This window comes from Streptomyces spongiae, from assembly GCF_009377185.1.
GTDB classification, from domain to species: domain Bacteria; phylum Actinomycetota; class Actinomycetes; order Streptomycetales; family Streptomycetaceae; genus Streptomyces; species Streptomyces spongiae.
In genome coordinates, this window is sequence record NZ_VJZC01000431.1 from 1 (window position 1) to 8,609 (window position 8,609).

The 8,609-nt window shown below is 71.4% G+C and carries 8 protein-coding genes and 2 rRNA genes; 7 read left to right on the forward strand and 3 right to left on the reverse strand.

Annotated elements, in window-relative coordinates; translation table 11 throughout:
- From FNH08_RS37085 to FNH08_RS51125, 3 genes are all read left to right on the forward strand, one after another.
- Positions 1 to 105 (forward strand): 23S ribosomal RNA (locus FNH08_RS37085); the annotation flags it as partial.
- A 105-nt stretch (positions 106 to 210) separates the two neighbouring features.
- Positions 211 to 327, forward strand: a 5S ribosomal RNA gene (rrf, locus tag FNH08_RS37090).
- A 1,171-nt stretch (positions 328 to 1,498) separates the two neighbouring features.
- Positions 1,499 to 2,239, forward strand: coding sequence for a tetratricopeptide repeat protein (locus tag FNH08_RS51125; RefSeq protein ID WP_194238738.1), 741 nt, complete (start codon positions 1,499 to 1,501; stop codon positions 2,237 to 2,239).
- Between the two features lie 62 nt (positions 2,240 to 2,301).
- Here the strand turns inward: FNH08_RS51125 and FNH08_RS37100 are convergent, their stop codons facing one another.
- Entirely contained in the window at positions 2,302 to 3,597 is a 1,296-nt protein-coding gene (locus tag FNH08_RS37100) for a DUF1015 domain-containing protein (RefSeq protein ID WP_152775928.1), read from the reverse strand.
- Between the two features lie 91 nt (positions 3,598 to 3,688).
- On the opposite strand from FNH08_RS37100, the gene FNH08_RS37105 reads away from it, so the two are divergent.
- The 3 genes from FNH08_RS37105 to FNH08_RS37115 all read left to right on the forward strand — a co-directional run bounded on the left by FNH08_RS37105 (position 3,689) and on the right by FNH08_RS37115 (position 7,054).
- Positions 3,689 to 4,717 carry an HAD hydrolase-like protein gene (locus FNH08_RS37105; protein ID WP_152775929.1) on the forward strand — a complete coding sequence of 343 codons (1,029 nt, stop codon included), beginning with the start codon at positions 3,689 to 3,691 and terminating at the stop codon, positions 4,715 to 4,717.
- A gap of 193 nt (positions 4,718 to 4,910) precedes the next feature.
- Positions 4,911 to 5,954, forward strand: coding sequence for a FecCD family ABC transporter permease (locus FNH08_RS37110; RefSeq protein WP_322726107.1), 1,044 nt, complete (start codon positions 4,911 to 4,913; stop codon positions 5,952 to 5,954).
- Between the two features lie 5 nt (positions 5,955 to 5,959).
- Complete coding sequence (locus tag FNH08_RS37115) at positions 5,960 to 7,054, forward strand: FecCD family ABC transporter permease (protein WP_228034581.1); 1,095 nt, start codon at positions 5,960 to 5,962, stop codon at positions 7,052 to 7,054.
- On the opposite strand, the gene FNH08_RS53725 is transcribed toward FNH08_RS37115, so the two are convergent.
- Complete coding sequence (locus FNH08_RS53725) at positions 7,026 to 7,163, reverse strand: hypothetical protein (RefSeq protein WP_194238737.1); 138 nt, start codon at positions 7,161 to 7,163, stop codon at positions 7,026 to 7,028. The two genes, FNH08_RS37115 and FNH08_RS53725, sit on opposite strands and share 29 nt — an antisense overlap.
- A 1-nt stretch (position 7,164) precedes the next feature.
- Between FNH08_RS53725 and FNH08_RS37125 the strand changes: the two genes are divergently transcribed.
- On the forward strand, positions 7,165 to 7,980 hold the full coding sequence (locus tag FNH08_RS37125; RefSeq protein WP_322726108.1) for an ABC transporter ATP-binding protein: 816 nt from the start codon (positions 7,165 to 7,167) through the stop codon (positions 7,978 to 7,980).
- 90 nt (positions 7,981 to 8,070) lie between these two features.
- Here FNH08_RS37125 and FNH08_RS37130 read toward each other — a convergent pair whose 3' ends face one another.
- Positions 8,071 to 8,418 (reverse strand): SCP2 sterol-binding domain-containing protein, encoded by a 348-nt coding sequence (locus FNH08_RS37130; RefSeq protein WP_152775930.1) that lies wholly within the window; start codon positions 8,416 to 8,418, stop codon positions 8,071 to 8,073.
- Positions 8,419 to 8,609 lie beyond the last annotated feature (191 nt).

Sequence of the window (8,609 nt, forward strand, 5' to 3'; positions counted from 1 at the left end):
TTGAGAGGGTAAGGCTCCCAGTAGACGACTGGGTTGATAGGCCAGGTCTGGAAGCCCGGTAACGGGTGGAGGTGACTGGTACTAATAGGCCGAGGGCTTGTCCTCAGTTGCTCGCGTCCACTGTGTTAGTTCTGAGACAACGAACAGTTGTCGGCTTTGAGCAGAACAAACAATTGAAGAGTGTGCTTGTTCGCTCGAAACCAATAGGGTTTCGGTGGTCATAGCGTGAGGGAAACGCCCGGTTACATTCCGAACCCGGAAGCTAAGCCTTACAGCGCCGATGGTACTGCAGGGGGGACCCTGTGGGAGAGTAGGACACCGCCGAACAATCTTTGACAGGACCCCTGGTCACCAGCGTTCAGCTGGGACCAGGGGTCCTTTCGTTTTTCCAGTGCGCGTCGGGTATCCGGCTGCGCGAGAATGACTGCGGTACCGAAGACAGGAGTCACCGATGTCCACCAACTCTCCCGACGAGCGTCCGGAGCGCGATCAGCGCCGCCGGGACAGTGGTGACCGTGGCGAGCGTGGTGGGTACCGAGGAGGCCCCCGTCGCGACAACGACCGTGGTGGCCGCGGTGGTTATGACCGTGGCGACCGGAGTGACCGAGGTGACCGGGGCGGTTTCCGGCGGGACGAACGGCGCGACGATCGGCGTGATGACCGACGGGGCGACGACCGTGGTGACCGTGGCGGGTTCCGGCGCGATGACAACCGCGGTGCTTACGGTCGGCGCGATGACCGTCGAGACGGAGACCGAGGATCGCGTCCCGGGTTCCGCCGTGATGACCGTGGCGATCGTGGCGAGCGGCACGACCGTGGTGGGTTCCGGCGTGACGACACCCGCGGCGGCTACGGCGGTGGCTCCGGAGGCCGGCGTGACGACCGTCGGGATGACCGGCGTGACGGTGAGCGGGGCGACCGTGGCGGGTTCCGCCGTGACGACCGTGACCGCGACCGTGGGTTCCGGCGTGACGAGCGTGGTGAGCGCGGAGACCGCGGTGATCGCGGTGATCGCGGTGGTTTCCGCCGGGATGACAGCCGTGGTGGGTTCCGCGCGCGTGACGACCGGCGTGATGACCGCGGCTACGACCGCCGTGACGACCGCCGTGACGATCGGCGCGATGACCGCCGTGACGATCGCAGGTTCGACCGGCGGGACGACCGGCGGGACGACCGTAGGGACGGCGAGCGTTCCGGGTTCCGTCGGGATGAGCGGAGCGAGCGCGGGGAGCGGCGGGAGCAGCGGCCGGACCGTGGTGGCTTCCGGCGGGACGACAGCCGCGGTGAGCGCGGTGGCTACCGCGGTCGTGATGACCGCGGCCGTGACGATCGCGGCCGTGACGATCGTGGTCGTGGCCCCCGCCGCGACGATCGTGACCGTGGTGGGCGACCCGGGCGCCCCGGCGGTTTCCGTGGTGGGCGGGGCGACGACCGGCGTGGTGGCGGGCGTTTCCGTGAGGAGCGGGAGAGGGAGCGGGACCGTGAGCCGATCAAGCGGCTGCCGATCCCCGAGGACGTCACCGGCGAGGAGATCGACAAGGACGTACGGCAGGAGCTGCAGAGCCTGCCCAAGGGGCTTGCCGAGGACGTCGCCAAGAACCTGGTGATGGTCGCCAAGCTCATTGATGAGGACCCCGAAGGCGCGTACGGCTACTCCAGGGTGGCCCTGCGGCTCGCCTCGCGCGTCGCCGCCGTACGGGAGGCCGGCGGGTTCGCCGCGTACGCGAACCAGAAGTACAGCGAGGCCCTCGCCGAGTTCCGGGCGGCTCGGCGTATGACCGGGAACATCGACCTGTGGCCCGTCATGGCCGACTGCGAGCGCGGCCTCGGGCGGCCCGAGAAGGCGCTGGACATGGCCGGGGCGCCCGAGGTGCACAAGCTGGACAAGGCCGGGCAGGTCGAGATGCGGCTCGTGGCCGCCGGCGCACGGCGGGACATGGGTCAGCTCGAGGCGGCCATCGTGACGCTGCAGAGCCCGGAGTTGGCCTCCAACTCCGTCCAGCCGTGGACCGCGCGGCTGCGGTACGCGTACGCCGACGCGTTGCTCGCCGCCGGACGTGAGGGCGAGGCGCGCGAGTGGTTCGCCAAGGCCGTCGAGGCCGACAAGGACGGCAGCACCGACGCCTCCGACCGGCTCGCGGAGTTGGACGGCGTCGAGTTCGTCGACGCCTTCGACGAGAACGAGGATGAGCCCGAGGGCGCCCCCACCGAGGGCGGTTCAGAGGACGACAAGAGCTGATGTGCGTGGTGTGAGTGGCTGAAGGGCGGGACCGTGACGTACGGTCCCGCCCTTTCGCGTTCTCAGATCTCCAGCGCCCTCAGCACCAGACCCGACGCCGGCTTGGGGCCGAACGACGTGGACTTGCGGGGCATGGTGACGCCCTGGAGGGCCAGGTCGCGCACCACCTCCTCGCGGACGGGGTGCATCAGGACCGCTGTGCCGCCGTCCCGCTCCGCCTTGGCGACGGTGGCCGCCGCGTCATGGACGTACGCGACGTGCGCGGGGGAGTCCTCCGGGATGTGCCACACGTGGTCGAGGAGCGTGGCGTGCAGCACCGTCGCGTCCAGGGTGCGCCAGGCCGCAGGATGACCCGTGGGGACCGTACGGTCCAGGAGAGCGGGGTCCGGGTGGTCCAGGAGGTGGAAGGCGCCGTCGCCGGCGAGCAGAAAGGCGTTGCTCTCGCAGGACGCGTCCGCCAGGGCCGCGAGGGCCTCGGGGAGCGGGACGTCGAGGCGGCGGACGCGGAAGTGGCCCGCCACGGCTGACAGCGCTTCCGGCAGCGGGAGTTGGTGCAGGAGGCGGTGGATGGCGCGGACGCGGAGCGGGTAGCGGGCCGTGTCGACCAGGAGGACCAGACCGTGGTCCCACGGGCTGGGGGACGGGTGCTCCGCGCGTAGACGCAGGTAGGTCGCCCAGCGGTGGTGGCCGTCGGCGATGAGGGCCTGGTGGTGGGCGAGGTCCGAGCGGATCTCGGCGAGGTCGGACGGGTCCGTGACGGCCCACAGACGGTGGCTGAAGCCGTCCTCCGTGGTCGTGGAGAGGAGTGGCGGGCGTTCGGCGGTGCGCTCGATGACGGCTCGCGTGCCGGTTGCCGAACCGTTCCCGCGGTACGTCAGGAGCAGCGGTTCGAGGTTGGCGCGGGTGGCGCGCATGAGGGCCGCGCGGTCGTCGACCACGTGGGGCATGACGTCCTCGTGGGGGAGGACCACGCCGTCCGGGGGTTCCGACAGCCGGAGGGCGCCTATGACGCCGCGCTGCAGCATGCCGCCGCCGTCGTGCTGCTCGTACACGTACAGGCCGGGCTTCTCGTCCGCGACCAGGACTCCCTCGGAGAGCCAGTGGCACAGGGTGGCGGCCGCCTGGTCGTTGCGGGCCGTGGGGGTGGTGGCCTGGGGGAGGATCAGGCGGACGATGTTGTGCGGGTCGGCGGACTCGAGGTGGAGCAGACCGTCGGGGCGCACGACCACGTCGTACGGCGGGGACGTGACCGCGGCCAGGCTGCCGACCCGGTCGGGGGCGTAGCGAAGGCCCCGGAACGGGGACAGTTCGAGGCCGCTGCGCGCCGGGGTCTCCTCCGCGGGACCTGCGTAGTTCATTGAGGCATCGTATGGGTGTCAGTGGTATGCGCGATGATCGGACGGAGAGATCGGGAGATCTCCCAGCCGATCCACCGAGGAGCGATGTGCAATGAGCCAGACCGTCAGGACGCGTCCCGAGGGGAGTGGGCGGCCCCTGAGCGAGGCGTACGACACGGCGCTGCTCGATCTGGACGGCGTGGTGTACGCGGGCGGGAGCGCGATCGCGCACGCCGTGGAGTCGCTCGGCACGGCCCGCGCGGGCGGGATGCACCTGGCGTACGTCACGAACAACGCGCTGCGGACGCCCGACACCGTGGCCGCGCATCTCACGGCGCTGGGGATACCGACAGAGGCCGGTGACGTCATCACCTCGGCACAGGCCGTGGCCCGGCTCATCAGTGAGCAGGTGCCCGCCGGGGCGCGGGTGCTGGTGATCGGCGGGGACGGGCTGCGGGTGGCGCTGCGGGAGCGGGGGCTGGAGCCCGTGGTGTCCGCCGACGACGATCCGGTGGCGGTGGTACAGGGCTACGGAGGTCCCGAGCTGCCGTGGGGGCGGTTCGCCGAGGCGTGCTACGCCGTGTCGCGCGGGGTGCCGTGGTTCGCGTCCAACACCGATCTCACCATCCCGAGTGCGCGTGGCATCGCGCCCGGGAACGGGGCGGCGGTGGAGGTCGTACGGATCGCCACAGGCGCCGAACCGCAGGTGGCGGGCAAGCCGCTGCCTCCGATGCACCGGGAGACGATCCTGCGCACGGGTGCCGAGCGGCCGCTCGTGATCGGGGACCGGCTGGACACGGACATCGAGGGAGCCTTCAACGGCGAGGTGGACTCGCTGCTCGTGCTGACCGGGGTCACCGACGGCGCGCAGCTGCTGGCCGCGCCGCCGCAGCACCGGCCGACGTTCGTCGACGCGGATCTGCGGGGGCTGCTCACCGGGCAGCCCGAGGTCGTCGGAGCGGACGGCGGGTTCCGCTGCGGTGGCTGGACGGCGACGGCCGGGACCGGACGGCTGGAGCTGGAGGGCGAGGGCGAGGTGCTCGACGGGCTGCGTGCGCTGTGCGCGGCGGCCTGGACGGCGGCCGGGGACGGCTCGTGCGGGCTGGACGGGGGGAAGGCGCTGGCGCGGTTGGGGGTGTGAGGGCGCGGTCGGCGGGCGCGGGGCCGGGGTGCGCTCGTCCGCCCGCCGCGGCCCGGACCGTCTGTCGGACCGTCAGGCCGTGACCGGCCTGCGGGAGCCGAGGAGTTCACTGTGGAGCCCTTCCCTCGCCCAGGGGCGTCGAGGGACGCAACGCGGTATCGAGACAAAATAGAGGGTAGGCTAACCTAACCAGGTGTTTGTCGACAGTCCTCCCGAGCAGCGCGCGGTGACCACCGCGGCGCCCCCCAAGCATCGGGCGATACGGACAGTGGGACTCCTCCTTTCCTTGGGGATCCTGGTCCTCGTCGCCCTGGCCAGCATCGCGATCGGTGCGAAAGAGCTCTCGTTGGAGCAGGTCTGGCACGGCCTGTTCGACGACTCGGGGACGTACGGCGACGTCGTCGTCGGTGAGCGTCTGGCCCGCACCCTCCTCGGGCTCCTCGCCGGGGCCGCGCTCGGCCTGTCCGGTGCCCTGCTCCAGGCCCTGACCCGCAACCCGCTGGCCGACCCCGGGCTGCTCGGCATCAACGCGGGCGCGTCCGCCGCGGTCGTCACCGCCATGACGTTCTTCGGCGTCACCTCGCTGCGCGGCTATGTGTGGTTCGCGTTCCTCGGCGCGGCCGGCGTCGGGGCGCTGGTCTGGTTCCTCGGCGGCAGCCGCGGGGCGACGCCCGTGCGGCTCGCGCTCGCCGGTACCGCGATCACGGCCGCGCTCTACGGCTACCTCCAGGCCGTGATGATCATGGACGAGGCGGCGCTCGGCAAGATGCGCTTCTGGACAGTGGGTTCGCTGGCCTCGGCGACCGACTCGACCATCACACAGGTCCTGCCGTTCCTCGGGGCCGGTCTGGTCCTCGCGCTGTTCCTCGCCCGGCCGCTGAACGCGTTGGCCATGGGCGACGACACAGCCCGCGCGCTCGGCGCCAACCTGGGCCGCACCCGCGCCCTCGCGATGGCCGCCGCCACCGTGCTGTGCGGGGCCGCGACCGCCGCGTGCGGGCCGATCGTGTTCGTCGGGCTGATGGTCCCGCACGTCGTACGGTCCTTCACCGGGCCCGACCTGCGCTGGATCCTGCCGTACGCGACGATCCTGTCGCCCGTGCTGCTGCTCGGCGCCGATGTCCTCGGACGGATGGTGGCGCGGCCGGCGGAGCTCCAGGTCGGCATCGTCACCGCGGTGCTCGGCGGCCCGGTCTTCATCTTTCTCGTACGGCGGCGGAGGACGGCACAGCTGTGAAGGTCATGAGCAAAACAGCCCTGCGCAAGTCCGGCGTACCGGAGCCGGGCACCCACGACCACGCCCCGGGCACCCGCACCGTCCGCACCCCGGGCGGGCTCTCGTTGCGGGTGGACGTGCGGGCGTCCACCGTCGTGGTCGCGCTGCTGCTGGCCGTGCTCACCGCGAGCGTCGTCCTGATCGGCACGGGCGACTTCCCGATCCCGGCCGCCGACGTGCTCAAGGCGCTGGTGGGCGACGGCAACCAGGGCCAGGAGTTCATCGTCAACGAGTTGCGGCTGCCGCGTGTCCTCGTCGGACTGCTGGTCGGCGCCTCGCTCGGGCTCGGCGGTGCGCTCTTCCAGTCCATCTCCCGCAATCCGCTGGGCAGTCCGGACGTACTCGGCCTCGCGCAGGGTTCGACCGCCGGCGCGCTCGTCATGATCGTGCTGTTCTCGGGCTCTGCGGGGCAGGTCACGGTGGGGGCGCTCGTCGGTGGTCTCGCGACCGGGCTGGCGATCTATCTGCTGGCCTGGAAGCGGGGCGTGCACGGCTACCGGCTGGTGCTGGTCGGCATCGGCGTGTCGGCGATCGTCACCGCCGTCAACGGCTATCTGATCACCAAGGCCGACCTCGTCGACGCGGCTCGCGCGGTGGTGTGGATGACGGGCTCCCTCAACGGCCGTGACTGGTCCCAGGTCTGGCCGCTGCTCTGGATGTGCGTCGTCCTCGTACCGTTGGTGCTGGCGAACGCGCGCGGGCTGCGGCTGACGGAGATGGGCGACGACGTGTCGTACGCCCTCGGGGTGCGCGTCGAGCGCGTACGGCTGCTGCTGATGGTGGCGGCCGTGCTGCTCACCGCCGGGGCGACCGCCGCCGCGGGGCCGGTCGGCTTCGTCGCGCTGACCGCACCGCAGCTCGCCCGGCGGCTGACCCGCTCTCCGGGACCGAACCTCGTGGCGTCCATGTGCATGGGCGCGACCCTGCTGATCGCCGCGGACCTCGCCTCGCAGCGGGCCTTCGGTGCCGACCAGCTGCCCGTGGGCGTGGTGACCGGGGTCCTCGGCGGTGTCTATCTTCTGTGGCTGCTGGTCACCGAGCGGAGGGCCGGACGGATATGAGCGGCGCGTCGGCGCACGAGAACGACAAGACGAGCACGACGAGCACGACGAGCACGACGAGCACGACGAGCACGACGAGTACGACCAGCACGACGAGTACGAGGAGCACCGTGAACCGCCTGTCCGCCGAGAACGTCACCCTCGCCTATGACCAGCGGGTCATCGCCGAGCAGCTGTCGGTGGAGATCCCCGACAACTCGTTCACCGTGATCGTCGGCCCCAACGCCTGCGGCAAGTCGACACTGCTGCGCGCCCTTTCGCGGATGCTGAAGCCGTCCCAGGGGCGGGTGCTGCTGGACGGGAGCGTCATCCAGTCGATGCCCGCGAAGAAGGTCGCCCGCACGCTCGGGCTGCTGCCGCAGTCGTCGATAGCGCCCGACGGGATCACGGTCGGCGACCTGGTGGGGCGCGGCCGCTATCCGCACCAGGGGCTGCTGCGGCAGTGGTCGACCGAGGACGAGCGGGTCGTACGGGAGTCGATGGAGTCGACCGGAGTCGCCGAGCTCGCGGAGCGGTACGTAGACGAGCTCTCCGGCGGCCAGCGGCAGCGCGTGTGGATCGCCATGGCGCTCGCCCAGCAGACACCGCTGCTCCTCCTCGACGAGCCGACGACCTACCTGGACATCCAGCACCAGATCGACGTGCTCGACCTGTGCGCCGAGCTCCACGAGGAGCAGGGGCGGACGCTGGTGGCGGTGCTGCACGACCTCAACCATGCCGCCCGGTACGCCACCCACCTCATCGCCCTGCGCGGCGGCGAGGTGATCGCCGAGGGGGCGCCGACCGACATCGTCACGGCCGAGCTGGTCGAGGAGGTCTTCGGGCTGCGCTGCCAGGTCATCGACGACCCGGAGACGGGGACGCCCCTGGTGGTGCCGGCGGCCCGGAAGGCGCGCACCCGGGTGGTCGCCGCGGAGGCTTCCTGACCGCACGGACCCGCTGCCGGGCAAGAGGGCGCAGGACGGCTACGGAAACGGCTGCAGGAGGGCTACAGGGCTACGGACAGGGCTACAGGGCTACAGGAGCTTCCTGAGGCGCAGGAGATCGAGCAGGCCCGCCTCCAGCTTGACCCGGCCGGAACCCCAGGCCCTCGCGAAGTTGAGCTCGCCGTTGACCATCGAGACCAGGTCGTCGCCGGTCATCGTGAGGCGGATGTCGGCCTTCTCCCGCGGCGGCCCCTGGAGCGTGTCCTCCACCACGATCCTGCCGTCCGTCAGACGGCCGACGAAGGTCACGTCCAGGTCGGTGATCCGGCAGCTGAGCGAACGGTCGAGCGCGGCGGCGCTGCGGACGTCGCCGTCGGCGCCCGCGAGGTTCTGCGAGAGCTTTTCGAGTGCGCTGTGGCACTCCTCAATCGTGGCCATCGCGGTCGACGGTACCCCAGGGCTTCGTGGACGGTATCCAGGGGCTTCGAGGTAGCGTCTGGGCATGAGCGACTCTGTGCCAGCGGCCGGGCCCCCGCAGGAGGGGGTCCCGGAGCCCGTCGTGCCCGATCCGGAGCGCGAGAGCGAGCCCGAGTACGACCCGGCCGCCCCGGCCCCGCTCGGCGTGCCCC